This is a genomic window from Pseudomonas bharatica (assembly GCF_048586865.1).
In the GTDB taxonomy this organism is placed as follows: domain Bacteria; phylum Pseudomonadota; class Gammaproteobacteria; order Pseudomonadales; family Pseudomonadaceae; genus Aquipseudomonas; species Aquipseudomonas bharatica.
This window is the reverse complement of record NZ_JBMAWR010000016.1, coordinates 94,969-118,960: the sequence shown is the minus strand read 5'-3', so window position 1 is coordinate 118,960 and position 23,992 is coordinate 94,969. Positions and strand designations below refer to the sequence as shown.

Below are 23,992 nucleotides of genomic sequence, written 5' to 3'. Positions count from 1 at the left end.
CGTCTCGCCGGAACGGCTGGACACCGAACCTGTGGGAGCGGGTTCACCCGCGATGACGGCAGTGAAGCCACCATCGCAATCGTGGCGGTTCGGCGCTCCGATAAACCCGCTCCCACAGGGTCCGGCGGCGCTTTCGAGACCCAATAAATAAAAGAGGCACATTCTCATGGCTAAAATCGGATTCATCGGCACCGGCATCATGGGCCGCCCAATGGCGCAGAACCTGCAGAAGGCGGGTCACAGCCTGTTCGTTTCCACCCACCACGACGCCGCTCCGGCCGACCTGATCGCCGCTGGCGCCGTGGCCCTGGCCAATCCGAAGGAAGTGGCCCAGGAAGCCGAATTCATCATCGTCATGGTCCCCGACACCCCGCAGGTGGAAAGCGTCCTGTTCGGTGAAAACGGCGTCGCCGAAGGCGTCGGCCCGAACAAGATCGTGATCGACATGAGCTCGATCTCCCCCACCGCCACCAAGGCCTTCGCCGAGAAGATCAAGGCCACCGGCGCCGCCTACCTGGACGCCCCGGTGTCCGGCGGCGAAGTCGGGGCCAAGGCCGCGACCCTGAGCATCATGGTCGGTGGCTGCCCGAAAGCCTTCGAGCGCACCCTGCCGCTGTTCCAGGCCATGGGCAAGAACATCACCCGCGTCGGCGGCAACGGTGACGGCCAGACCGCCAAGGTCGCCAACCAGATCATCGTCGCCCTGAACATCCAGGCCGTCGCCGAGGCCCTGCTGTTCGCCGCGAAGAATGGCGCCGATCCGGCCAAGGTCCGCGAAGCACTGATGGGCGGCTTCGCCTCGTCGAAGATCCTCGAAGTGCACGGCGAGCGCATGATCAAGGGCACCTTCGATCCGGGCTTCCGCATCAGCCTGCACCAGAAGGACCTGAACCTGGCCCTGCAAGGCGCCAAGGAGCTGAACATCAACCTGCCCAACACCTCCAACGCCCAGCAGGTGTTCAGCACCTGCGCGGCCATCGGTGGTGCCAACTGGGACCACTCGGCGCTGATCAAGGGCCTGGAACACATGGCCAACTTCTCGATCCGCGACGACAAATAAGCAACGCCTGCCAGCCCGCGGATCGAAGGGACCGCGCATCGTTTCCTTCAGCCCCTGAGGCTGGCAGTTGCACTAGAGCAACACCGCCCCTGGTTCAGCCTGCACGGAGGCCGTTCCAGGGGCGTTTTTGATTCTGCAGAACAATAAGATTTGGAGGCCTGAGATGTCGGTCGATCCGCAACACTTTCTCCGCGACCTGTTCGCCACGGCCATCGACGCCGCGCACCCGCGTCAGGTGCTTGAAGCCCATCTGCCTGCCGACCGCAGTGGTCGGGTGATCGTCATCGGCGCCGGCAAGGCCGCCGCCGCCATGGCCGAAGTGGTCGAGCGCGCCTGGCAGGGCGAGGTCCGCGGTCTCGTAGTGACCCGCTACGGCCACGGCGCCAGCTGCTCGAAAATCGAAGTGGTGGAAGCCGCCCACCCCGTCCCCGACGCCGCCGGCCTGGCCGTGGCCAGGCGCGTGCTGGACATGGTCAGCGACCTGAGCGCCGACGACCGAGTGATCTTCCTGCTCTCCGGCGGTGGCTCCGCCTTGCTGGCCCTGCCCGCCGAAGGCCTGACCCTGGCCGACAAGCAGCAGATCAACAAGGCCCTGCTCAAGTCCGGCGCCACCATCGGCGAGATGAACTGCGTACGCAAGCACCTCTCGGCGATCAAGGGCGGCCGCCTGGCCAAGGCCTGCTGGCCGGCCACCGTGTACACCTATGCGATTTCCGACGTGCCTGGCGACCTGGCCACGGTCATCGCTTCCGGCCCGACCGTGGCCGACCCGAGCACCTCGGCCGATGCCTTGGCGATCCTCAAGCGCTACAACATCGAAGCGCCGAAAGCCGTCATCGACTGGCTCAACAACCCCGCTTCGGAGACCGTCAAGGCCGACGACCCGGCCCTGGCCCGCAGCCATTTCCAATTGATCGCCCGGCCCCAGCAGTCGCTGGAAGCCGCTGCGGTGAAAGCCCGCCAGGCCGGCTTCAGCCCGCTGATCCTCGGCGACCTGGAAGGTGAATCGCGGGAAGTGGCCAAGGTCCATGCCGGCATCGCCCGCCAGGTGGTCCTGCATGGCCAGCCACTGGCCGCGCCCTGCGTGATCCTTTCCGGTGGTGAAACCACCGTGACCGTGCGCGGCAACGGCCGTGGCGGGCGCAACGCGGAATTCCTCCTCAGCCTGACCGAAAGCCTCAAGGGCCTGCCGGGCGTCTACGCCATCGCCGGCGACACCGACGGCATCGATGGCTCGGAGGACAACGCCGGCGCCATCATGACCCCGGACAGCTACGCCCGCGCCGCCGCCCTGGGCCTGTCGGCCACCGACGAGTTGGACAACAACAATGGCTACGGCTACTTCGCCGCGCTCGACGCGCTGATCGTCACCGAGCCGACCCGCACCAACGTCAACGATTTCCGCGCCATCCTCATTCTTGAGACTGCCCACCATGACGCCTGACAAGAAAGTCAAAATCCTCGCCACCCTCGGCCCCGCGACCAAGGGCATCGACGATGTCCGCCAGCTGGTGGAAGCCGGGGTGAACATCTTCCGCCTCAACTTCAGCCACGGCGAGCATGCCGACCACGCCATGCGCTACCAGTGGATCCGCGAAGTCGAGGCCCAGCTGAACTACCCGCTGGGCATCCTCATGGACCTGCAAGGGCCGAAGCTGCGCGTCGGCCGCCTGGCCGAAGGCAAGGCCATGCTCAAGCGTGGCCAGGCCCTGCGCCTGGACCTCGACCCGACCCCGGGCGACGCCACGCGGGTCAACCTGCCGCACCCGGAGATCATCGCCGCACTGGAACCGGGCATGGACCTGCTGGTGGATGACGGTCGCCTGCGCCTGCGAGTGACCGCCAAGCATGCCGACGCCATCGACACCGAGGTGCTCAACGGTGGCGAGCTGTCCGATCGCAAAGGCGTGAACGTGCCGCAGGCCGTGCTCGACCTCAGCCCGCTGACCGCCAAGGACCGCCGCGACCTGGCCTTCGGCCTGGAACTGGGCGTTGACTGGGTGGCGCTGTCGTTCGTCCAGCGTCCCGAAGACATCGCCGAAGCCCGCGAGTTGATCGGTGACCGTGCGTTCCTGATGGCCAAGATCGAGAAGCCATCGGCCGTCACCCAACTGCGCGAGATCGCCGAGCTGAGCGACGCGATCATGGTCGCCCGCGGCGACCTGGGCGTGGAAGTGCCGGCCGAGGCCGTGCCGCAGATCCAGAAGAACATCATCGCTACCTGCCGCCAACTGGGTCGGCCGGTTGTCGTAGCGACGCAGATGCTGGAGTCGATGCGCTTCTCCCCTGCCCCGACCCGCGCCGAGGTGACCGACGTCGCCAACGCCGTGGCCGAAGGCGCCGATGCGGTCATGCTGTCGGCGGAAACCGCCTCCGGCGACTACCCGCTGGAAGCGGTGCAGATGATGAGCAAGATCATTCGCCAGGTCGAAGCAGGCCCGGATTACCAGACCCAGCTCGACGTCGGCCGGCCGAAGGCCGAGGCGACCGTCTCCGATGCCATCAGCTGCGCGATCCGCCGTATCAGCGGGATCCTGCCGGTGGCAGTGCTGGTCAACTACAGCGAGTCGGGCAACTCGACCCTGCGCGCCTCCCGCGAGCGGCCACGGGCACCGATCCTCAACCTGACTCCAAACCTGGGCACCGCGCGGCGCCTGAGCGTGGTGTGGGGTGTGCACTCGGTGGTCAACGACCGCCTGCGCCAGGTCGACGAGGTTTGCTCCACCGCGCTGGAAATCGCCCAGGCCCAGGGCATGGCCAACCGCGGCGACACCCTGTTGATCACGGCCGGCGTGCCTTTTGGCCAGCCGGGATCGACTAACTCGCTGCGTATCGAAACACTGCTTTGACGTCTTCGCGAGGCAGGTTGGCGGCCACCGATTCATCCGCGTGAATCCGTGATCGCCGGCCTGCTTCGCGATCAATAACCGTGGGACAAGACCCGCCCAAAGAGGCGACCCACTTAATCCAGACCTACTGCCATGTACACGAAAAACCTAGTCAATCCGTGCCCGGATTGGGCCACCGCATTGCTCAACGGCTTCAGCCAGGTGCTGCTGCAGCGTAATCCGCTGTGCGGCCTGTGTTGCCTGCTGGCCATTCTTCTCACCGCGCCCCACCTGCTCGGCGGCGCACTGCTGGGCGCCCTCGCCGGCCTGCTCACTGCCCAGCGGCGCGGCTACAACCGCGCCGATCGCCAGGCCGGGCTGTACAGCTACAACGGCGTGCTGATCGGCCTGCTGTTCAGCTACCTGCTGCCCTGGTCGCCGCTCCTCCTGCCGCTGATCATCGCCGTTGCCGGGCTGAGCAGCATGCTGGTGCATCAATGGCTCAAGCGTGGCGGGTCGGTGCTGTTGCCGGCCTACACCCTGCCCTTCGTGCTGGCCGGCTGGGCGCTGTTGCTGATCGCCGAACCGACGGCGCAGGCCAGCGGGCCGGTGCAGGCCAACCCGCTGGATGCCCTCGCCCGGGGGCTGGGGCAGATCTTCCTGCTGGACCAGCCGCTGGCCGGGCTGCTGATCGCCCTGGGGCTGCTGCTAGCGGACCGCTATGCGGCGGCCTGGGCCTTCGTCGGCGCAGCGATCGGCGGCAGTGTTGCGCTGATCGGCGGGGAAGCCACGGCCGCGTACCTGGGGCTGTACGGCTTCAATGCAGCGCTGGCGGCCCTGGCCTTCAGCGGCACGCGCTCGCAGCCGTGGAAACCCTTGCTGGCGATCGTCCTGGCGATCGCGGTGCAGCCGCTGTTCAACCTGCTGCCGATCCCGGGGCTGACCGCACCGTTCATCGTGGCGTGCTGGATGGTGCGGCTGGGCGTGCAAAACCGCTATATCCAAGGCTGACGCAATGCCCTGTGGGAGCGGGTTCACCCGCGATTGCGATAGTGGACTCACCATCGTAATCGCGGGTAAACCCGCTCCCACAGGGTCCGCTGTCGTCTTTGCCGACTTGCATAGTTCCCGGAACCCACCCTAGGCTTCCCAGCATCACCCCCGCTCTTGGAACCACCACCTTTATGAACACCCCCCAGAGCCTGCGCCAGCGGCTCTTCGTCATCGTCTTCCAGACCGACACCGTTGCCGGACGCCGCTTCGACACCATCCTGCTGCTGATCATCCTGGCCAGCCTGGTTACCGTGATCCTCGACAGCATCGACGAAGTCCACCAGGGCTACGCCGGCCTGCTCGCCGCCATCGAGTGGGGCTTCACCGCCGTCTTCCTGGTCGAGTACCTGCTGCGCCTGTACTGCTCGCCCAAGCCCCTGCGCTACGCCTTCAGCTTCTATGGCCTGGTCGACCTGCTGGCGATCGTGCCCGGGATCATCGCCCTGTACTACAGCGACGCCCAGTACCTGCTGATCGTCCGGGTCATCCGCATGCTGCGGATTTTCCGCGTGCTCAAGCTCAGCCCCTACCTGAAACAGGCCCACTACCTGCTCGACGCCCTGCGCGGCAGCAAGCAGAAGATCATCGTGTTCCTGGTCAGTGTCTCGACCCTGGTCACGGTGTTCGGCACCCTGATGTATGTGGTCGAGGGTCCGGAACACGGTTTCACCAGCATTCCCAAGGGCATCTACTGGGCCATCGTCACCCTCACCACCGTGGGCTTCGGCGATATCGTGCCCAAGACGCCGCTGGGCCAGGTGATCTCGTCGATGGTGATGATCACCGGTTACTCGATCATCGCCGTGCCTACGGGTATCTTTACTGCCGAACTGGCCAATGCCATGCGCGGCGAGCAACTGCGCCACGATTGCCCGGTGTGCCGCAAGAACAGCCATGAACACGGCGCCGCCTTCTGCTCGCGCTGTGGCAACGCGCTGTTCCGGAAGGTGGAATAAGCAAAGTCGTTTTTAATCTTTTTGTGCCTAAGGGCCATTGGCTATAGTCGCTGGCACAATGCTGTTATCCCAACCAACTCCAACAAGGAATGCACAGTGAAAAAACTCTTTGGCGCCTCGCTCCTCGCCGCGAGCCTGGTCGTGGGCGGCCTCGCCCAGGCCGCTCCCGCACCGCTGCTGAACGTCTCCTACGACGTGATGCGCGACTTCTACAAGGACTACAACCTTGCCTTCCAGAAGCACTGGGAAGCCGAGCACAAAGAGAAGATCAACATCCAGATGTCCTTCGGCGGCTCCAGCAAGCAGGCGCGCTCGGTGATCGACGGCCTGCCGGCGGATGTCATTACCATGAACATGGCCACCGACATCAATGCCCTGGCCGACAACGGCCAATTGGTCCCGGACAACTGGGTCACCCGCCTGCCGAACAACAGCGCGCCCTTCACCTCGGCCACGGTGTTCATCGTGCGCAAGGGCAACCCCAAGGCCCTGAAGGACTGGCCGGACCTGCTCAAGGACGGCGTGCAGGTGATCGTGCCGAACCCGAAGACCTCGGGTAACGGCCGCTACACCTACCTGTCGGCCTGGGGCTACGTGCTCAAGACCGGCGGCGACGAAGCCAAGGCCAAGGACTTCGTCGGCAAGCTGTTCAAGCAGGCGCCGGTGCTCGATACCGGTGGCCGCGCCGCCACCACCACCTTCATGACCAACCAGATCGGCGACGTGCTGGTGACCTTCGAGAACGAAGCGGAAATGATCGCCCGGGAATTCGGCCGCGATCAGTTCGAGGTGATCTACCCGAGCGTCTCCGCCGAGGCCGAGCCGCCGGTGAGCGTGGTGGACAAGGTGGTCGACAAGAAAGGCAGCCGGGCGACCGCCGAGGAATACCTGAAGTACCTGTGGTCGCCTGAAGCCCAGGAAATCGCCGCCAGCAACTACCTACGTCCGCGGGACGAGAAGGTCCTGGCCAAGTACACCGACCGCTTCCCGAAAGTGCAATTCCTCTCGGTGGAGAAGACCTTCGGCGACTGGCGCACCGTGCAGAAGACCCACTTCAATGATGGCGGGATCTTCGACCAGATCTATAGCGGCAAGTAAGCCCCGGCCTCGGGGTCTGACCCCAGGGCCTCATCGCCGGCAACGCCGGCTCCCACAAGGTTCAGCGGAGCACACGAACCTGTGGGAGCCGGCGTTGCCGGCGAAAGGGCCGCGAAGCGGCCTCAAAATCCCGAATCCAGCTCAGCAATCCCCGCCCGATCATTGTCTACCCTTTCCGTCACCCCACGGCTGAAGGAGTATCCCGTGATCCGCCCCCTGCTCACCGTTCTCTTCTGTACCCTGCTGAGCCTGCAGGCGCTGGCCGGCCCCCTGGCGGCCGTCACCGAGGAACAACCGGCCAAGGAACCGGAACCGGTCGTCCAGGGCGGTCTGCTCGGCACCCTCGCCAGCGGCCTCGACGATGTTTCCCAGGAACTGGACATCGATCACCACCTGCTCGACAACTGGCGCCTGCGCACCGACCGGGCGGCAAAGGAGGTCAACCAGTTGGTCGACCGCCACGATGCCGACGACCTGATGGCGATGACCTGGGATTTCCTCATCCTCAGCGCCAGCTGGGCCGCGACCTTCGCCCTGCTGTGCTACCTCGGCCGTCTGGCCGCCCGCGCCAGCCAGCGTACCCGCCTGCTGCGCAGCCATCCGCGGCCGCAAAAGCTGCTGGCCTACCTGCTGCCCTACACCCTGCCGGCCATCGTCAGCCTGCCTGCGGCGCTGTTCGTCAGCCGTCAGCTCGACCCGTCGGTGGGCCGCGCGCTGGGCATGAGCCTGGCCTACGCCACCAGCAGCGGGATCTTCTCCACCACCCTGATCCTGTGCCTGATTACCCTGTTCGATGTCGGCCACAAGCGCACAGCGGTGCAGATCATCCGTGAGGCAGCGCCGCGGCCGCTGTTCCTGATCGGCTTCCTCGCCGCCTGGAGCGACGCCCTGACCAGCCCGCAGATTTCCCGCCAACTGGGCGGCAACCTGACCAGCAGTATCGCGGTGGTCACCGGCCTGCTGGCGACCCTGATCTTCGCCGTGGTGGTGTTGCGCTCGCGTCGTCCGATGGCGCACCTGATCCGCAACCGCAGCCTCAAGGACCGCCTGCAGCACCGCGCCGTGCAGGAAACCCTGCGGATCTTCTCGGCCATCTGGTACCTGCCGATCCTGATGATGATCCTGGTCTCGGGGATCAACCTGATCGGCGCCGGCGAGGAAAGCCAGCGCGCCCTGCAGAAGGCGTTGCTGACCACCGTGCTGCTGATCGGCACGGTATTCCTCAGCATCACCCTGCAGCACTTTCTCAACCCGCCGCGCAATCCGGAACAGCGCCTGCGTCCCTACAAGGAGCTGCTCTACAGCCTGGCCCATGCCCTGCTGCGCGTCGCCATGGCAGTAGCCTTTATCGAATTGCTCGGACGCATCTGGGGTTTCTCGGTGCTGGACTTTGCCCTGCGCAACAGCTTCGGCCGGGCGATCAGCGATTCGCTGAGCAGCATCGGCCTGATCCTGCTGGTGACCTGGCTGCTCTGGGTAGTGATCGACACGGCCATCCAGGAAGCGTTGAAGCCGACCCCGGGGCGGCGCAATACCCGCCAGCCCAGCACCCGCACTCGGACTATCCTGCCGATGCTGCGCAACGCCACCAAGGTGGTGCTGGTGGTGATCTGCACCATCACCACCATGGCCAACCTGGGGATCAACGTCGCGCCGTTCCTCGCCGGCGCCGGGGTAGTCGGCCTGGCCATCGGCTTCGGCTCGCAGCAATTGGTGCAGGATGTCATCACCGGCTTGTTCATCCTGATCGAGGACACCATCGCCATCGGCGACTGGGTGGTGCTCGACTCCGGGCATGCCGGCACCGTGGAAAGCCTGACCATCCGCACCCTGCGCCTGCGCGACGGCAAGGGCTTCGTGCACTCGGTACCGTTCGGGCAGATCAAGGCGGTCACCAACCAGTCGCGGCAGTTCGCCTATGCCTTCTTCTCGGTGCAGTTCAGCTATGACTCGGACGTGGACGTGGCGTTGAAGCTGATCCGCGAGGCGGGGCAGTCGATCAGCGAGGATCCGATCCTGCGCCACAACCTGCAGGGGCCGCTGCAGGTATTCGGCGTAGACAGCATGAACCTCAACGGAATGACCCTGACCGCGCAGTTCAGGACCACGTCGGGTGGGCAGTATGCGGTGAACCGGGCGTTCAACGAGCGGTTGAAGAAGCTGGTGGATCAAACCGATGAGGTGAGCTTCGCACAGTACAATCCGCTGCCGCAGAGAGTCGGAGATACCAGCGTCTGACTGAACGCGGACTCTGTGGGAGCGGGTTTACCCGCTCCCACAGAGTCCGCGCTGAGTCCGCAAGTTATGCGATCTGTCGGAAAACCAGGGCCTTGAGCCCCCCGGCCACATCCACATCCGCAAACTCCGGCGGGTTTTCCAGGCGCTCGATGAACGTCAGGCCCGGCGCCTGCTCCGCCATGCCCTGGATCAGGAACTCCGGCCCGATCCCCGGATCGTTGACGCAGGCCAGTACCGTGCCGCCCTCGCTGAGCAGCTCCGGCAAGCGGCGCAGGATCTTCGCGTAGTCCTGGGTCAGGGCAAAGCTGCCCTTCTGGAAGCTCGGCGGGTCGATGATGATCAGGTCATAAGGCGCCGACTTGCGCACCTTGCCCCACGACTTGAACAACTCGTGCCCAAGAAACCCGACGCGGCCCAGGTCATGCCCGTTCAGCCGGTGATTATCACGCCCGCGGGACAGCGCGGCCTTCGACATGTCGAGGTTGACCACCTGCTGCGCCCCACCGGCAATCGCTGCCACCGAGAAGCCGCAGGTATAGGCGAACAGGTTGAGCACCCGCTTGTCCGCCGCGTGCTCGCGTACCCAGCGCCGGCCATAGCGCATATCGAGGAACAGGCCGTTGTTCTGTTTCAGGCCGAGGTCGAGCTGGTAGCGCAGCCCGTCCTCGTCGATGACCTTGTGCGTGCAGGGCTCGCCCAGCAGCCAGTAGCCCGGGCTGTCCGGCAGGTAGCGATGCTGGATCAGCACCGCCATGTCGCCCGTCGCCAACACGCGCAGCATGTCTTGCAGCGCCTCGAGCTGCCCCTCGGGCGGCTCGCGGAACAGCGCCACCAGCAGCACACCCTGCAGCCAATCCACGGTGATCTGCTCCAGTCCCGGCCAGCAACGCCCGCGACCGTGGAACAGCCGCCGGGTTTCACTCGGCGGCGGGTTCAGGGCGGTGCGCAGGTGTTGATGCAGGGTGTCGATGGCAGCGGTCATGGCAGGTGTTCAGCAGGCTAAAGCGGCGCATTCTACGCCTTTGCGCTGCTGGCGCGGGCGGCGGATTTGAACCACCAGCCGCGCTGCATGCCGGCGGCCGCCAGCAGGATCGCCGACACACCCAGCCATTGCAGGGGTTCCAGGCGATGACCGAAGGCCACCCAGTCCACCAGGATCGCCGCGATGGGGTAGATGAACGACAGCGCGCCGGTCAGCGCCGTCGGCAGTTTCTGAATCGCCCCGTAGAGCAGCACGTACATCACGCCGGTGTGCACGATGCCCAGGGTGACCAGGCTGCCCAGCTCACCCGGAACCGTGGGCAGGCCACCGATATTGGCGAACGGCGCCAGCATGAGTACACCGGTGCTGACCTGGATCAACGCGATCAGGTGCGGCGGCGTCCCGCTCAGGCGCTTGATGATCAGCGCCGCCACCGCATACAGAAACGCCGCGCCCAGGGCCAGGACGATGCCCAGCAGGTACTGGTCGCCGCTCTCGCCCTGGCTGCCATGGGCACTGACGATAGCCAGCATCCCGGCGAAGGACACACCGAGCCAGAACAGCTTGGGCAGGGTGATCTTCTCGCCGAGGAACAGCGCCGCCAGCCCCACCAGCATGAACGGCTGGACGTTGTACACCGCCGTTCCGATGGCGATGGACGCCCGCGAGTAGGAAGCGAACAACAGCACCCAGTTACCAACGATGGCCACGCCGCTGAGCACGGCCAGGGCGAAGGTCATGCGGGTCAGGATGCCCGGGCGCAGGAAACCCATGGCCGCGCAGATTGCCAGCAAGGTGACGGCACCGAACAGGCAGCGCCAGAACACAACGTCCAGCACCGGCTGCCCCGATACCAGGACGAACCAGCCGATGGTGCCGGAGATCAGCATGGCGCCGATCATTTCAAGGGAACCGCGACGTATCGAATTGTCCATGTCACACCTCCGAGAACTTTGTGACAAAGTATGCCGAGGGTGCTCCAGGCCGATCCAGTGGATAAATTAGGCCGGAATCCGCGCCTGCCTTTTTATTTAGGCCATTCACCTGATTCGCCTGACAGGAGCTTTTTCATGACCGATGCCATCGACCAGTTGCTGCTCAATGCCTTGATGGAAGATTCGCGGCGCTCGCTCAAGGCGCTGGCCAGCCTGACCGGACTGTCCTCGCCCAGCGTCAGCGAACGCCTGCGCCGCCTGGAGGAACGCGGGGTACTCAAGGGCTACACGGTGGAAGTGGACGCCCGCAGCTTCGGCTACCAGTTGCAGGCCATCGTGCGCATCCGCCCGTTGCCGGGGCAGTTACACGAGGTAGAACGGCAGATCATCGCCATTCCCGAATTCACCGAGTGCGACAAGGTCACCGGGGACGACTGCTTTATCGCGCGCCTGCATGTGCGCTCGATGGAACAACTGGACACCTTGCTGGACAAGCTCAACAGCCATGCCGAGACGAGTACGGCAATCGTCAAGAAGACCCCGGTGAAGCGGCGGTTGCCGCCGATGGATTGAGATTTGGAAGCTGGACGCGGACCCTGTGGGAGCGGGTTTACCCGCGATTGCGATGGTGGGAGCGCTAGCGCAACCGCGGGTAAACCCGCTCCCACAGGGTCCGCGCCAGCATTCACCATTGTGTCCAATCCAATATCCATATGAACAAGAAGTGTACACAAGCATGTAACCGAAAGTGCCTTTTTTGTGTGCAATCACCTCAACTGGCGCCCCATAGGGTTACATCGCTCCGCTCTAATAAGTTGACCAATTAATCAGAATCCTACTAACCAAAAAAATAAAACCTGTTTAATCGGTCAATTTATAAATTCAAATTTTCAATAACTTATAAAAAATCCTAGAAACTTCAAAAAGATAATGGCTCTTCCCTGCGACTCCCCGTGGCATGGATCTGGCTTTAGTGCATTCGTGCTTTGTATACAACTCAGCACGATCAAGAGCACACACCAGATCCGCCCACCTGCCGTCGCCGGGTAGCGGAATGCCCCTAACCAATTGGTTCTCGTGGTTCACGACCAGGCGTCCCCACGCCACGAGTATCAGGAGCACGCCGGAATGAGCATGAGTCTCTACGACAAGACAGAACTGGACTTTTCCTCGTCTACCCCCGAACCGACGACGCACCCGCAACACCCCGTGACCCTGAGCCCGCGCCTGCACAACCACGACCTCGCCCCGACCAAGGCCGAGGGCCGCCGCTGGGGGCGCTACAGCATCTTTGCCCTGTGGACCAACGATGTGCACAACATCGCCAACTACTCCTTCGCCATGGGGCTCTACGCCATGGGCCTGGGCGGCTGGCAGATCCTCCTGTCGCTGGGGATAGGCGCGGCGCTGGTGTACTTCTTCATGAACCTGTCCGGCTACATGGGCCAGAAGACCGGGGTACCCTTCCCGGTGATGAGCCGGATCGCCTTCGGCATCCATGGGGCACAGATCCCGGCGCTGATCCGCGCGGTGATTGCCATCGCCTGGTTCGGCATCCAGACCTACCTGGCCTCGGTGGTCCTGCGCGTGCTCCTTAGCGCCATCGCCCCTGGCCTTGCGGCCTACGACCAGGACTCGATCCTCGGCCTGTCGAGCCTCGGCTGGGTGTGCTTCGTTGCCATCTGGCTGGTGCAGCTGGTGATCCTGGCCTACGGCATGGAAATGGTGCGACGCTACGAGGCCTTCGCCGGCCCGGTGATCCTGCTCACCGTGACCTGCCTGGCGGCGTGGATGTACATCCAGGCCGGCTTCGAGATCGCCTGGTCGGTGCGCGAACCGCTGACCGGCGCAGCCATGTGGCACAACATCCTGGCCGGCGGCGCGCTGTGGCTGGCGATCTACGGCACGCTGGTGCTGAATTTCTGCGACTTCGCCCGTTCCTCGCCGTGCCGCAAGACCATCCGTTCGGGCAACTTCTGGGGCCTGCCGGTGAATATCCTGGCCTTCGCGGTGATCACCGTGCTGCTGTGCGGCGCGCAGTTCAAGATCAACGGCCAGATCATCGACAGCCCGACCCAGATCATCGCCAGCATCCCCAATACGTTCTTCCTCGTGCTCGGCTGCCTGGCCTTCCTGATCGTCACCGTGGCGGTGAACATCATGGCCAACTTCGTCGCCCCGGCCTTCGTCCTCAGCAACCTGGCGCCGCGCCTGCTCAACTTCCGCCGCGCCGGCCTGATCAGCGCCACCCTCGCCGTGCTGATCCTGCCGTGGAACCTCTACAACAGTCCGCTGGTGATCATGTACTTCCTGTCCGGCCTCGGCGCCCTGCTCGGCCCGCTGTACGGGGTGATCATGGTCGATTACTGGCTGTTGCGCCGTGGCCGCATCAACGTGCCCGAGCTGTACAGCGAAGACCCCAAGGCCGCCTACCACTACCGTCGCGGGGTCAATCCCCGTGCCCTGGTCGCCTTCGTGCCGGCGGCGCTGCTGGCGATCGTCCTGGCCCTGGTGCCCAACTTCGAAACCATCGCGCCTTTCTCCTGGATGATCGGTGCCGGTATCGCCGGCCTGCTCTACCTGCTGTGCGCGCCGCGCAACCAGCAATACCTGGACGTGAGCGGCGAATCCATCGCCGTCGACAGCGCCAGCCACTGATTGCCTCTTGCGGCCCGGCACTGCCGGGCCGGTTCACTGCCTAGCGAGACCCGATATGCGAATCCTCATAGTCAACGTCAACACCAGCGAAGCCATCACCGAAGCCATCGCCCGCCAGGCGCAGGCAGTAGCCGCGCCGGGCACCGAGATCATCGGCCTGACCCCGTATTTCGGCGCGGAATCGGTGGAGGGCAATTTCGAAAGCTACTTGGCGGCCATCGCCGTGATGGACCGCGTGCTGGCCTACGACGGCCCCTACGACGCGGTGATCCAGGCCGGCTACGGCGAACACGGCCGCGAAGGCCTGCAGGAATTGTTGAACGTGCCGGTAGTGGACATCACCGATGCCGCCGCCAGCACCGCCATGTACCTTGGCCATGCCTACTCGGTAGTGACCACCCTGGATCGCACCGTGCCGCTGATCGAGGACCGTCTCAAGCTCTCCGGCCTGTACGACCGCTGCGCCTCGGTGCGGGCCAGCGGCATGGCCGTGCTGGAACTGGAAGAACAGCCAGAGCGTGCCCTGGAGGCCATTGTCGGGCAGGCGGAACGGGCGGTGCGTGAGGACAAGGCCGAGGTTATCTGCCTCGGCTGCGGCGGCATGGCCGGCCTGGACGAGAAGATTCGCCAGCGCACCGGCGTGCCGGTGGTGGATGGGGTCAGCGCGGCGGTGAAGATGGCCGAGTCACTGGTGCAACTGGGCCTGTCCACATCCAAGAGCCGTACCTACGCCACGCCCAGGAGCAAGCGCATCGTCGGCTGGCCGGCGCGTTTCGGTCGTTGAGATCAACCCGGCAACATCTCTTTTCGAGGCGCGGCCTGATACCGACGCCTCGTTTTTTTTGCGCGAAATCAGGAAAAACCGAGGCGCCCTGAAAAAATGGCATTATTTTGCCATCGCTCCCCTAAAGTTCGCCGCGCGCCTGCCGTCATGTTGACCAGGTTTTTACTCTCACAAGGAAGTCTCGTGTCACGTACCCTTCTCCGGGCCACCACCCTGGCGGCCCTGTTGGCGATGACCGGCTGCGTGTCGTTCAACGTCACCGGCCCCATCGTTCCTCCTGCTCATCCAGTCAATGCCGCCAGCCCACGCACGGCGCAGATTGCCGATGTGGTGGTCTCCGCTCCGGGCCTCGACGAGGCCACGCGCAAGGCCGTCAGCCGATCGCTGACAGCCGAGCTCGACCGCTATGTCGACAAGGCCGGCTACTTCAAGGCAATGAGCCAATACCCCACGCGCCTCGACGAACAGGACGTGATGCTCAGGTTCGACATGACCTCGCTCAAGGGGCATCGCGCGCCGCACCCGGGTTACTTCCCCGGCGCCCTGCTGACCCTGACCCTGTGGATCTGGGTCAACGGCCCGATCTATGTCGACCGCTTCGACCTCGCCGGTGACCTGGTGATCCTCGACCGCAATGGTGTCGAACTGGCCCGCGCCCAGGACCAGATCAAGTTCGAGCACAACGTCGGCCTGTACGGCAGAGACTACTGGGCACCGACCGTCACGGGCAGCAAACAGCTCACGCAACTGGTCGGCGAACTGCTGGACAACGCCACCACGCAACTCGCCAAACGTTAATTCAGGAATCGTCCCATGCACCTTTCAAAACAAGCCCTGCTGCTGAGCGCAGTACTACTCGGCGGCTGCGTCTCCTATTCGACCGGCGACCTGGCCCCGGTCGGCACCTGGCCGCCTGCAGCCAGTGCCCCGGCAGCCAAGCCTAGCGCCTACCTGCAAACCACGTCGCTGTACCAGGTCAATGACTCTCCCGCCAATGCTGCCGGCGGCAAGCCGGCCGAGTTGTGGGAGCAGGCGATCAGCGAGACCTACCAGCAGTCCGGTCGCTTCGCCCGGGTCAGCACGCAAAAAGGCGAATCGGACCTGTACGCCGAATCGACCCTGACCAACCACGAGCAGTTCGTCCCGGTCTCGGCGTTCATCACCGGCTTCACCCTGTTCCTGATTCCCTCCACGGCGAAGAACACCTTCACCCTGGAAACCGTGTTCAAGGACAAGGACGGCAAGGAAATCGGTCGTGTCAGCAAGAGCGAGTCGGTGCGCACCTGGATGCAACTGGTGCTGGTCGTCGGCCTGCCGTTCCAGGCCGACACTGGCGATGTCGTCCGTGCCCTGACCCGCAGCACGCTGGACGAAGCGGTACAACGCAAGCTGCTGTAATCCCGCGAGCCGCCCGTGGCCATGGCCGCGGGCGCCCGGCCACTCTGTTGCGTGGATTAGACCCCGGCCTTCGGACAGCTCGACTCACCACCATCCAGCCCCTGCTTCACATTCCGGCTCAGCATCGTCGCCTTGCCATCACGCCAGGTCAGGGTCAGCACATACAGCGAGTCGAAATCGCCGTTTTCCCAATCCCTGGTAATCACCCGCTCCTCGCCCAGGGCCTTGCCGGCCACGGCATTGATCAGTTCGGGGAGGTAGCCATGGGACCAGGCGGTATACACCGTCGAGTTACGGTACTTGTTGCTGGTCAGCTCGCGTGCCAGGGCGTTGGTGTCGTTGGCGCCGTAGTCGATGTTCACCGGCAGCCCGAGCTTGATCGCGCTCGGGCTGATGGTCATCAACGGCCGCAGGTAGCTGTAGCTGTCGTCGTTGCTGCCTTCCTCGACCTCGCGGGTCGGGTCGGCGGCAAACACATAGTCGGCCTTGCCGAATTTCTCTGGCAGCAAGGTCGCCAGGTCGAGGGCGCGGTTGAGTCCCTGGCAGTTCAGTTGGCCGAGGCCTTCACCGGGCTTTTCCGCATGGCGCAGGAACACCAGGGTCTGGGTGCCATCGACCGGTCTGGCCAGGCTGTCGAAGGTGGTGAATCCAAGGAGGGCGGCGCCTGCAGCGAGCACGGTGCCGAGCAGCGCCTGACGGCGCGAAGGCAGGAATGCGGGGAACTTCATGATCACCCCTTGAGGACATAGCTTGAGGACAAAGACAGTGAACCAACCCGCCAGTGCTGCCCCGCGGCCGAGGCCGCGGGGCATCCCTGTCTGTCGCTCCATCCGTGGATACGGGCATCCTTGAGAGTGCAGCAGGCCCGATTGGTTCTGTCCCTGGGGCGCTTGTCCTTAAGCTAGGAGTGAATCTACGCGTTCCCTGTTACGGAATTAAGACGCCTTTTCAAGCGCAATGAACCACTTCGGCTTGATGCGCCCGAAGTCCAGCCGGCGGTTGTGCTTCAGGGCTTTCTTAGAGTCCAGCACGTAGCTGTCTTGCCCCTCGCGCACGAATACCACCCAGTGCCAGAACGGCTGGCCACGTTCCACCCGCCATTTAATCGCAAGCAAGGCACGCTCGGGCAGGCTGCCCCAGCCCTCGAAAGGCCGCTCGTCCGCTGCCAGCTTCAAGCCCAGCGTCCCGGCCAGGCGGCGGACCGAATCGGTGGACGACCACAAACGGGGATCCTCGGCATGAATACCCAGGGCATTGGCCTGGGCCTTCGACTCGACATAGGTAATACCGGCCAGCGCCGCACAGGCGGCAATGCCACAACCGGAAATTTCCTCTTGAACCACAGCTTCCATGCATGAATCTCCTGGTCAGTCGTCGCGGGTCAGTACTTCGAGCACTTCAACTTCGAAATGCAGGTCCGAACCCGGCGGGATCGAACCCATCTTGCGCTCGCCGTAGCCCAGGTGCGCCGGGACGAACAGCGTGCGCTTGCCGCCGACCTTCATGCCCATCAGGCCGATGTCCCAGCCCTTGATCACCCGCCCGGTGCCGATCACGCACTGGAACGGCTTGCCGCGCTGGTGCGAGGAGTCGAAGACCGTGCCGTCGGCCAGGGTGCCGGTGTAATGGGTGGTGATCAGGGCGCCCTTGACCACTTCCTTGCCGTCGCCCAGGTGGACGTCGGTGATCTGCAATTCGTCGCTCATAACTGCCTCGCTGTCGGTCGTGCTGCCTTTTCTCAGGAATATCAGGGAATTGCAAGCAAAGGCAGAGCACGGCGCTATGGAGCGACTAGCTGAACTGCGCGACTACCTCGGCGCCGGTCATGTTCTGCGTCTGGTTGGAGAAGCAATAGAAGGACGGTTTTTCGTCGATATAGACCTGCAGGTCAAAGGTCCAGGCCTGATCGCCGTCCAGCAGGCCCACCGGGATGGCGAAGAAATTGCCGCCCTTGAGGCGATAGAACAGATGGCTGCCGCAGCCGGGGCAGAAGCCGCGTTCGGCCCAGTCGGAAGAGTTGTAGACCGCAGGCTGGGCACCACTGAAGTGCGGGGCGCTGCTGCTGTGCACGGTCAGCAGCGGGCCGCCGTTCCATTTGCGGCACATGCTGCAATGGCAGGCGCCGACGCTGTTGTCGTCGAGGGTGACGGTGAGCTGGATGGCGCCGCAGAGGCAGCGGCCCTGGTGGGTTTGGCTGGACATGGGGGAGCTCCTTGCTGGCTGAGGTTGCTGAGTGTAGCCAAGATCCAGAGGCCCTGGAGATACCTGTGGGAGTCCACGCAGAGAACAATTCCTAAGCATGACGCGTACCCTGTGGGAGCGGGTTTACCCGCGATTACGTTAGTGAACCAACCATCGTAATCGCGGGTGAACCCGCTCCCACAGGATCCCTGCAAATCTCTTACGAATTCACCGGGGTCAGGACCGGTTCGCCGGCGAAGAAGGCCTGCAGGTTCTTGAGCACCAACGCCACCATATCCCTGGCCGCTTCAGGCGTCTGCGCTGCCACATGGGGTGTCAGCACCACATTGCCCAACGCCTTCAACTCATCCGGCACCGACGGTTCGTCATCGAACACATCCAGCCCCGCACCGGCGATCCGTCCTTCGCGCAGCGCCGCGACCATCTCGGCGGTCGAGACCACACTGGCCCGCGCGATATTCACCAGGAACCCTTGCGGCCCCAGCGCATCCAGCACGTCACGCCCGACCAGCCCACGGGTATCGGCGCCGCCCGGGGTGGCGACGATCAGGAAATCCGACTCGCGGGCCAGCTCCAGCACGCTCTGGCAGTATTGGTAGGGTACGTCTCGCCGCGAGCGGCTGTGGTAACGCACCTGCATGTCGAAACCCAGTGCGCCACGCCTGGCAATCGCCATGCCCACCGCACCGAGGCCGAGAATGCCCAGGCGCTTGCCCGCCAGCGACGGGCTGATCACCCGGTTCCACTGCCCTTGTCGGGTGGTGGCGTCAGCCCGGCAGATATCCCGGACCACGGCGAACAGCAGGGCCATGGCATGATCCGCCACCGCCGAGGCATTGGCCCCGGCGCCGTTGGTCACGACGATACCGCGGGCCCGGGCAGCGTCCAGGTCCACCGCTTCATAGCCGGCACCGATCACGCAGATCAGGCGCAGCAACGGCAGCGCGGCGATTTCCTCCGCGGTGATACCCAAGGGCCCACGGGTCAGTACCACATCGATCTCGCCGCCCTGGCGGGCAATGGCCTCGGCCCGCAGCGCCGGCGTTTTCGCGTGGATCAGGCGGTAACCGTGTTCTTCCAGCAAGGGCAGGTAGTCATCGACCGTTTCGACCAGCACCAATACCGTCTTCGTCATCACATGCTCCCAGGCGTTCAGCGACGGAGCATTATGCCGGCATTACTGGGCGAACGCGCGCCCCAGGCCGCCTGGCACGCCACTGGAGTCGGTATCCTGCCAGGGTCCTTCGGGATTGGTGGCCCAGCTCCAGCCGTTGTTCCAGCGGTAGTAGGTGCGTTGGCGGTAGAAGGTGTTGGTCTTGCCTTCGAGCACATAGACCCCGAGCTTCGGATCCCAGTGGCTGGCGCCGCCCGGTGGCGGGGCGAAGCTGGCCGAGGTGCGCGGCATGGGTTTGGGCGTCGGGGTGACGGAGGGCTTGGGCGTACCCGGGCCCGGCTTGATCACCGGGCCCGGTCGGGGTGCCGTCTCGATCGGCGGCAAGGGTTCGCGCTCCGGCTCGCGCGGCTGCTGCACCGTACATGCGCTCAACCCCAGGGCCAGGGAAATCAGGGTCAGGCGTACGGTGCTGTTCATGAAGTCGCTCTCTTTTACTTGTCCGGATTGTCCGGGCTGTCGATGGTCAGGTGTTGCGGCGTCCGCGTGTCGCTGGGCAGCGGCGAGCTGCGGCCGATCCACTCGCCCTTGCCGGGTTGACCGGCACGGGAGACGCGCGCCATCAGTTGGACTTCAGGGAAGTTCGACAGTTTCATGTTGGGCATCATCGCGTCGCTGTCGCTGAGCACCACCTCGATCGGCAACTGCGCCACGGTGATCCGCCTGGCCGCCAGCGGCAGGCTCGGACCGGACGCGGCGCGGGCGAAGATGAAGACCACGTCGTCCGGCCTGACCTTGTCCTTGAGCGCGTCGGCCAGTTCGACCTTGACCGTCAGGCTGGCAGCCGAGGCCGTGGCGACCGCTGCGGAGCCCTTGCCCTCGCCCGCTGCGATCTTCTCCTTGGCCCGTTCGATACCGCCCAGCAGCGCGGTACGCGAGCTGTCACCTTGCGGCAACTGGACCAGCAGGCGGTTCCAGTAGTCCACCGCTTCCTGGTAGCGCTCGCCCTCGAAGGCCGCGATGCCCAGCAAGCCGAGGCTGGTGACCTCGTTCGGATCGGCTTTCAGGGCTTCGTCGGTCAATGCCTGGAACTGTGCGGTCCATTGCTTGTTATTGGCGAAGTACAGGGCCTGGGCCCATTGCCCGAGCAACTCGGGTGCTCGGCCGGCGACGCCGACGGCCCGCTCGAAGGCCTTGGCCGCATCGCCCGGACGCTCCTGGGCCATGTAGGCCCGGCCGAGGAAATACAGGCCCTCGGCATTGTCCGGCTGGGCGGCCACACTGCGCTCCAGGCGCGACGTCATTTCCTCGAGGCTCTGCGGCGCCGTGGCGAACTCCTGGGTCAGGGCGATCTTGTCGCTGGCGCCGAAGTGCAGGTACAGCCCCACGGCCATCGCCGGCACCAGGAAGGCCGCGAGGATCGGCAGCGCCTTGCCCAGCCGCGCGCTGCGCAACGGCTCGGCATTCTCGGTGTCGTCCAGCAGTTCGCGGGCCGCCTCATCGCGGCCACGGGCCAGTTGCTCGGCGTTCAGCACGCCCTCCGCCCCCTGGGCCTGGAGTTCGGCGACCCGTTCCTGATAGAGCGCGACGTTGAGGGCGGTACGGTCTTCTTCCTGCTGCGCACGACGGCCACGCAACACCGGAATCAGCAAAAAGCTCAGGGCTACCAGCAACAGCAGGCCTGAAGCGAGCCAGAAATCAGTCATGGGTCTGTTCTTTGTCCAGCAGTTTGGCGAGGCGCTCGCGCTCCTCGGGGGAAAGGTCGGCCGTCACGGTGCCCGCCGGGACCCGGCGCTTGCGCACGATCACTGCCATGACGCCGATACCGCCCAGCAGCAAGGCCGCCGGACCGAACCAGAGCAGCCAGGTTTTCGCCGTCAGGGCCGGCTTGTAGCGGACGAAATCACCGTAGCGATCGACCATGAAATCGACGATCTGCTGGTTGCTCTTGCCTTCGCCGAGCATGCGGAAGATTTCCCGGCGCAGGTCGGCGGCGATCGGCGCATTGGAGTCGGCGATGTCCTGGTTCTGGCATTTGGGGCAGCGCAGTTCCTTGGTCAGCTCGCGGTAGCGCTCGCGTTCGGCCTCGTCGGCGAACTGGTAGGTGTCGATGGCCGCCCTGGCCACGCCGGTCAGGCTCAGGCCAAGCACGGCGGCTGCAAGCCAGCGCTTCATTGCTTCGCCTCGTCGACCAGGCCCTGGTAGACCGGCGCCAGCTTCTCGCGCCAGACGGTGTCGTCGATCACCCCGACGTACTTGTCGCGGATCACGCCCTTCGCGTCGATGAAGAAGGTTTCCGGCGCGCCGTACACACCCAGGTCCAGGCCGAGGGTGCCCTGCTCGTCGCGGATATCCATCTGGTACGGATTGTGGAACTCGGCCAGCCATTTCAGCGCGGCAGCGTTGTCGTCCTTGTAGTTGACCCCGTAGATGTTCACGCCCTGCTGCGCCAGCTTGTTCAGCACCGGGTGCTCGACCTTGCACGAGATGCACCAGGTGGCCCAGACGTTGACCAGCGCCGGCTTGCCCTTCAGGTCTGCCTCGGTCAGGGTGCGGTCGCCCTGCACGTTGGCCAGGGAGAAGGCCGGGAACGGCTTGCCGATCATCGCCGACGGCAGTTCCGCCGGGTCCAGGTACAGCCCGCGGTAGAGAAACACCGCCACCAGCAGAAACACCGCCAGCGGTACAACCATGATCCAGCGCTTCATGCCGTCGCTCCTTGCAGGCCAAGGGCGTCGCGCACCTTGGTCTTGACCTTGATTCGATAACGCCGGTCCAGCGCCGCGAGCACACCACCCAGGCCGGTCAGCAGACCGCCCAGCCAGATCCAGCGCACGAACGGCTTGACGTGCACGCGCACCGCCCAGGCGCCGTTTTCCAGGGGCTCGCCCAAGGCGACATAGAGGTCGCGGGTGAAGCCGGCGTCGATGCCGGCTTCGGTCATCATCGACTGCTGCACGGTGTACAGGCGTTTTTCCGGGTGCAGCACGCTGATCTGGCGGCCGTCCTTCAGCACCCGCACGGTGCCTTTGTCGGAGGTGAAGTTCGGGCCTTCGTGGTGTTTCGCGCCTTCGAAGACGAAGTGATAACCGGCCAGTTCCACCGCGTCGCCCGGCGCCATGCGCAGGTCGCGCTCGGCGCTGTTGTTGCTCGACAGCACCACGCCCATGGCGCACACCGCAAGGCCCAGGTGGGCCACATGCATGCCCCAGTAGCTGCGGTTGAGGCCGCGAATGCCCTTGAGCAGGCCCTTGTGGCGGGTCTTGTCGAGGATGTCGCGCACCCCGCCGAGCACGATCCACGCCGCCAGGGCGAAGGTGGTCAGCACCTGCCAGTCGAAATCATCCACCAGCAGGCCGCAGATCGGCGCCAGCACCGCGCTGCCTACCAGCACCGGGGTCAGCATGCCGGCCAGCCAGCGGCCGGGGGTGTCTTTCCAGCGCACCAGCACACCCACCGCCAGCACCACCATCAGCAGGGCCATCAGCGGGATGAACAGGGCATCGAAGTACGGCGGGCCGACCGACAGCTTGGCGCCGCTCAGGGCATCGAGGATCAGCGGGTAAAGGGTACCGAGCAGGATCATCGACGCAGCCACCACCAGCACCAGGTTGTTGGCCAGCAGCAGGGTCTCGCGGGACCACAGGGCGAAGCCGACCTGGCTCTTGACCACCGGTGCGCGCAGGGCGAACAGGGTCAGCGAGCCGCCGACCACGATCAGCAGGAAGAACAGGATGAAGATGCCGCGCTCCGGATCGGAGGCGAAGGCATGCACCGAGGTCAGCACCCCGGAGCGGACCAGGAAGGTGCCGAGCAGGCTGAGGGAGAAGGCGGCGATGGCCAGCAGCACCGTCCAGCTCTTGAACACGCCACGCTTCTCGGTGACCGCCAGCGAGTGGATCAGCGCGGTGCCCACCAGCCAGGGCATGAACGAGGCGTTTTCCACCGGGTCCCAGAACCACCAGCCGCCCCAGCCGAGTTCGTAGTAGGCCCACCAGGATCCCAGGGTGATGCCGATGCCGAGGAAGGCCCAGGCGACGATGGTCCAGGGCCGCGACCAGCGTGCCCAGGCTGCGTCGAGGCGCCCGCCGAGCAAGGCGGCGATAGCGAAGGCGAAGGCCACCGAGAAGCCGACATAGCCCATGTACAGCATCGGCGGGTGGACGATCAGGCCGATGTCCTGCAGCAGCGGGTTGAGGTCGCGACCATCACCCGGCATCTGCGGCAGCAGGCGGCTGAACGGGTTGGAGGTGACGATCAGGAACGACAGGAAGCCGACGCTGATCATGCCCATCACCGCCAGGACCCGGGCCAGCATCACCTGCGGCAACTGGCGGGAGAAGATCGACACGGCGAAGGTCCAGCCGCCGAGGATCAGCGCCCAGAGCAGCAGCGAGCCTTCGTGGGCGCCCCACACGGCACTGAACTTGTAGTACCAGGGCAAGGCGCTGTTGGAGTTGCTGGCGACATAGGCGACCGAGAAATTGTCGGTCATGAAGGCGTGGGTCAGGCAGGCGAAGGCGAAGGCCAGGAAGGCGAACTGCCCCCACGCGGCCGGGCGCGCCAGGCTCATCCACAGGCTGTCGCCGCGCCAGGCGCCGAGCAGCGGAACACTGGCCTGCACGCAGGCGAAGCAGATGGCCAGGATCATCGACAACTGGCCGAGTTCGGGAATGATCAGCGCGGCAT

The 23,992-nt window shown here is 64.8% G+C and carries 24 protein-coding genes; 12 read left to right on the top strand and 12 right to left on the bottom strand.

All coding sequences use genetic code 11. From position 1 onward, the window contains the following. The first annotated feature begins 166 nt into the window (after window positions 1–166). From ACKLLE_RS18380 to ACKLLE_RS18350, 7 genes are all read left to right on the top strand, one after another. On the top strand, window positions 167–1,060 hold the full coding sequence (locus tag ACKLLE_RS18380; protein WP_009397636.1) for a 2-hydroxy-3-oxopropionate reductase: 894 nt from the start codon (window positions 167–169) through the stop codon (window positions 1,058–1,060). Between the two features lie 163 nt (window positions 1,061–1,223). Next, window positions 1,224–2,504 carry a glycerate kinase type-2 family protein gene (locus ACKLLE_RS18375; RefSeq protein ID WP_064302561.1) on the top strand — a complete coding sequence of 427 codons (1,281 nt, stop codon included), beginning with the start codon at window positions 1,224–1,226 and terminating at the stop codon, window positions 2,502–2,504. After that, window positions 2,494–3,909 carry a pyruvate kinase gene (gene pyk / locus ACKLLE_RS18370; protein ID WP_064302560.1) on the top strand — a complete coding sequence of 472 codons (1,416 nt, stop codon included), beginning with the start codon at window positions 2,494–2,496 and terminating at the stop codon, window positions 3,907–3,909. Before ACKLLE_RS18375 ends, pyk begins: the two co-directional genes overlap by 11 nt. A 132-nt stretch (window positions 3,910–4,041) precedes the next feature. After that, complete coding sequence (locus tag ACKLLE_RS18365; protein ID WP_420058702.1) at window positions 4,042–4,899, top strand: urea transporter; 858 nt, start codon at window positions 4,042–4,044, stop codon at window positions 4,897–4,899. Window positions 4,900–5,072: 173 nt separating this feature from the next. Then, window positions 5,073–5,897, top strand: coding sequence for an ion transporter (locus ACKLLE_RS18360; protein WP_420058701.1), 825 nt, complete (start codon window positions 5,073–5,075; stop codon window positions 5,895–5,897). Between the two features lie 96 nt (window positions 5,898–5,993). After that, the gene (locus tag ACKLLE_RS18355) at window positions 5,994–6,995 is read left to right on the top strand and encodes a sulfate ABC transporter substrate-binding protein (protein ID WP_009397646.1); all 1,002 of its coding nucleotides are present in this window, start codon (window positions 5,994–5,996) and stop codon (window positions 6,993–6,995) included. A gap of 204 nt (window positions 6,996–7,199) precedes the next feature. Continuing rightward, window positions 7,200–9,233 carry a mechanosensitive ion channel family protein gene (locus ACKLLE_RS18350; protein WP_420058700.1) on the top strand — a complete coding sequence of 678 codons (2,034 nt, stop codon included), beginning with the start codon at window positions 7,200–7,202 and terminating at the stop codon, window positions 9,231–9,233. A gap of 64 nt (window positions 9,234–9,297) precedes the next feature. Here the strand turns inward: ACKLLE_RS18350 and ACKLLE_RS18345 are convergent, their stop codons facing one another. Both ACKLLE_RS18345 and ACKLLE_RS18340 read right to left on the bottom strand, forming a co-directional pair. Further along, window positions 9,298–10,215 (bottom strand): class I SAM-dependent methyltransferase, encoded by a 918-nt coding sequence (locus tag ACKLLE_RS18345; RefSeq protein WP_420058699.1) that lies wholly within the window; start codon window positions 10,213–10,215, stop codon window positions 9,298–9,300. A 32-nt stretch (window positions 10,216–10,247) separates the two neighbouring features. After that, complete coding sequence (locus ACKLLE_RS18340) at window positions 10,248–11,150, bottom strand: DMT family transporter (RefSeq protein WP_064302555.1); 903 nt, start codon at window positions 11,148–11,150, stop codon at window positions 10,248–10,250. 135 nt (window positions 11,151–11,285) lie between these two features. Here ACKLLE_RS18340 and ACKLLE_RS18335 point away from each other — a divergent pair, with 135 nt between their 5' ends. The 5 genes from ACKLLE_RS18335 (at window position 11,286) to ACKLLE_RS18315 (ending at window position 15,990) form a co-directional block, all read left to right on the top strand. After that, entirely contained in the window at window positions 11,286–11,723 is a 438-nt protein-coding gene (locus ACKLLE_RS18335) for an Lrp/AsnC family transcriptional regulator (RefSeq protein WP_009408720.1), read from the top strand. Between the two features lie 555 nt (window positions 11,724–12,278). Next, window positions 12,279–13,808 carry an NCS1 family nucleobase:cation symporter-1 gene (locus ACKLLE_RS18330; RefSeq protein WP_420058698.1) on the top strand — a complete coding sequence of 510 codons (1,530 nt, stop codon included), beginning with the start codon at window positions 12,279–12,281 and terminating at the stop codon, window positions 13,806–13,808. A gap of 55 nt (window positions 13,809–13,863) precedes the next feature. Next, on the top strand, window positions 13,864–14,592 hold the full coding sequence (locus tag ACKLLE_RS18325) for an aspartate/glutamate racemase family protein (RefSeq protein WP_064302553.1): 729 nt from the start codon (window positions 13,864–13,866) through the stop codon (window positions 14,590–14,592). Window positions 14,593–14,775: 183 nt separating this feature from the next. Continuing rightward, window positions 14,776–15,390 carry a hypothetical protein gene (locus ACKLLE_RS18320; protein ID WP_420058697.1) on the top strand — a complete coding sequence of 205 codons (615 nt, stop codon included), beginning with the start codon at window positions 14,776–14,778 and terminating at the stop codon, window positions 15,388–15,390. Between the two features lie 15 nt (window positions 15,391–15,405). Next, window positions 15,406–15,990, top strand: a complete 585-nt coding sequence (locus ACKLLE_RS18315) for a hypothetical protein (protein ID WP_064302551.1) — start codon at window positions 15,406–15,408, stop codon at window positions 15,988–15,990. A gap of 56 nt (window positions 15,991–16,046) precedes the next feature. Here ACKLLE_RS18315 and ACKLLE_RS18310 read toward each other — a convergent pair whose 3' ends face one another. The 10 genes from ACKLLE_RS18310 to ACKLLE_RS18265 form a co-directional block, all read right to left on the bottom strand. Beyond that, window positions 16,047–16,718 carry a histidine phosphatase family protein gene (locus ACKLLE_RS18310; RefSeq protein ID WP_420058696.1) on the bottom strand — a complete coding sequence of 224 codons (672 nt, stop codon included), beginning with the start codon at window positions 16,716–16,718 and terminating at the stop codon, window positions 16,047–16,049. 207 nt (window positions 16,719–16,925) lie between these two features. Continuing rightward, complete coding sequence (locus ACKLLE_RS18305) at window positions 16,926–17,342, bottom strand: hypothetical protein (RefSeq protein WP_420058695.1); 417 nt, start codon at window positions 17,340–17,342, stop codon at window positions 16,926–16,928. A 15-nt stretch (window positions 17,343–17,357) separates the two neighbouring features. Beyond that, on the bottom strand, window positions 17,358–17,696 hold the full coding sequence (locus ACKLLE_RS18300; protein WP_420058694.1) for an FKBP-type peptidyl-prolyl cis-trans isomerase: 339 nt from the start codon (window positions 17,694–17,696) through the stop codon (window positions 17,358–17,360). Window positions 17,697–17,781: 85 nt separating this feature from the next. Beyond that, window positions 17,782–18,192 (bottom strand): GFA family protein, encoded by a 411-nt coding sequence (locus tag ACKLLE_RS18295; protein WP_420058693.1) that lies wholly within the window; start codon window positions 18,190–18,192, stop codon window positions 17,782–17,784. 199 nt (window positions 18,193–18,391) lie between these two features. Further along, window positions 18,392–19,327, bottom strand: coding sequence for a 2-hydroxyacid dehydrogenase (locus ACKLLE_RS18290; RefSeq protein WP_420058692.1), 936 nt, complete (start codon window positions 19,325–19,327; stop codon window positions 18,392–18,394). Between the two features lie 42 nt (window positions 19,328–19,369). Next, window positions 19,370–19,783 (bottom strand): hypothetical protein, encoded by a 414-nt coding sequence (locus tag ACKLLE_RS18285; protein WP_009399916.1) that lies wholly within the window; start codon window positions 19,781–19,783, stop codon window positions 19,370–19,372. Window positions 19,784–19,797: 14 nt separating this feature from the next. Then, window positions 19,798–21,009, bottom strand: coding sequence for a c-type cytochrome biogenesis protein CcmI (ccmI, locus tag ACKLLE_RS18280; RefSeq protein ID WP_420058691.1), 1,212 nt, complete (start codon window positions 21,007–21,009; stop codon window positions 19,798–19,800). Continuing rightward, window positions 21,002–21,478, bottom strand: a complete 477-nt coding sequence (locus tag ACKLLE_RS18275) for a cytochrome c-type biogenesis protein (RefSeq protein WP_009399920.1) — start codon at window positions 21,476–21,478, stop codon at window positions 21,002–21,004. The genes ccmI and ACKLLE_RS18275 overlap by 8 nt, the downstream gene beginning before the upstream one ends. Next, on the bottom strand, window positions 21,475–22,011 hold the full coding sequence (locus ACKLLE_RS18270; protein ID WP_420058690.1) for a DsbE family thiol:disulfide interchange protein: 537 nt from the start codon (window positions 22,009–22,011) through the stop codon (window positions 21,475–21,477). The genes ACKLLE_RS18275 and ACKLLE_RS18270 overlap by 4 nt, the downstream gene beginning before the upstream one ends. Continuing rightward, window positions 22,008–23,981: a heme lyase CcmF/NrfE family subunit gene (locus ACKLLE_RS18265; RefSeq protein WP_205884595.1), complete on the bottom strand. Its 1,974-nt coding sequence runs from the start codon at window positions 23,979–23,981 to the stop codon at window positions 22,008–22,010. Before ACKLLE_RS18265 ends, ACKLLE_RS18270 begins: the two co-directional genes overlap by 4 nt. Window positions 23,982–23,992: the final 11 nt, after the last annotated feature.

Excerpts from the sequence above, each read along its gene's own strand:
- ACKLLE_RS18295 (WP_420058693.1), bottom strand. The coding sequence starts at position 18,192 with ATGTCCAGCCAAACCCACCAGGGCCGCTGCCTCTGCGGCGCCATCCAG.
- ACKLLE_RS18335 (WP_009408720.1), top strand. The coding sequence starts at position 11,286 with ATGACCGATGCCATCGACCAGTTGCTGCTCAATGCCTTGATGGAAGAT.
- ACKLLE_RS18285 (WP_009399916.1), bottom strand. The coding sequence starts at position 19,783 with ATGAACAGCACCGTACGCCTGACCCTGATTTCCCTGGCCCTGGGGTTG.
- ACKLLE_RS18325 (WP_064302553.1), top strand. The coding sequence starts at position 13,864 with ATGCGAATCCTCATAGTCAACGTCAACACCAGCGAAGCCATCACCGAA.
- ACKLLE_RS18275 (WP_009399920.1), bottom strand. The coding sequence starts at position 21,478 with ATGAAGCGCTGGCTTGCAGCCGCCGTGCTTGGCCTGAGCCTGACCGGC.
- ACKLLE_RS18290 (WP_420058692.1), bottom strand. The coding sequence starts at position 19,327 with ATGACGAAGACGGTATTGGTGCTGGTCGAAACGGTCGATGACTACCTG.
- ACKLLE_RS18360 (WP_420058701.1), top strand. The coding sequence starts at position 5,073 with ATGAACACCCCCCAGAGCCTGCGCCAGCGGCTCTTCGTCATCGTCTTC.
- ccmI (WP_420058691.1), bottom strand. The coding sequence starts at position 21,009 with ATGACTGATTTCTGGCTCGCTTCAGGCCTGCTGTTGCTGGTAGCCCTG.
- ACKLLE_RS18300 (WP_420058694.1), bottom strand. The coding sequence starts at position 17,696 with ATGAGCGACGAATTGCAGATCACCGACGTCCACCTGGGCGACGGCAAG.
- ACKLLE_RS18315 (WP_064302551.1), top strand. The coding sequence starts at position 15,406 with ATGCACCTTTCAAAACAAGCCCTGCTGCTGAGCGCAGTACTACTCGGC.
- ACKLLE_RS18340 (WP_064302555.1), bottom strand. The coding sequence starts at position 11,150 with ATGGACAATTCGATACGTCGCGGTTCCCTTGAAATGATCGGCGCCATG.
- ACKLLE_RS18330 (WP_420058698.1), top strand. The coding sequence starts at position 12,279 with ATGAGCATGAGTCTCTACGACAAGACAGAACTGGACTTTTCCTCGTCT.
- ACKLLE_RS18345 (WP_420058699.1), bottom strand. The coding sequence starts at position 10,215 with ATGACCGCTGCCATCGACACCCTGCATCAACACCTGCGCACCGCCCTG.
- ACKLLE_RS18270 (WP_420058690.1), bottom strand. The coding sequence starts at position 22,011 with ATGAAGCGCTGGATCATGGTTGTACCGCTGGCGGTGTTTCTGCTGGTG.
- ACKLLE_RS18380 (WP_009397636.1), top strand. The coding sequence starts at position 167 with ATGGCTAAAATCGGATTCATCGGCACCGGCATCATGGGCCGCCCAATG.
- ACKLLE_RS18310 (WP_420058696.1), bottom strand. The coding sequence starts at position 16,718 with ATGAAGTTCCCCGCATTCCTGCCTTCGCGCCGTCAGGCGCTGCTCGGC.
- ACKLLE_RS18365 (WP_420058702.1), top strand. The coding sequence starts at position 4,042 with ATGTACACGAAAAACCTAGTCAATCCGTGCCCGGATTGGGCCACCGCA.
- ACKLLE_RS18375 (WP_064302561.1), top strand. The coding sequence starts at position 1,224 with ATGTCGGTCGATCCGCAACACTTTCTCCGCGACCTGTTCGCCACGGCC.
- ACKLLE_RS18305 (WP_420058695.1), bottom strand. The coding sequence starts at position 17,342 with ATGGAAGCTGTGGTTCAAGAGGAAATTTCCGGTTGTGGCATTGCCGCC.
- pyk (WP_064302560.1), top strand. The coding sequence starts at position 2,494 with ATGACGCCTGACAAGAAAGTCAAAATCCTCGCCACCCTCGGCCCCGCG.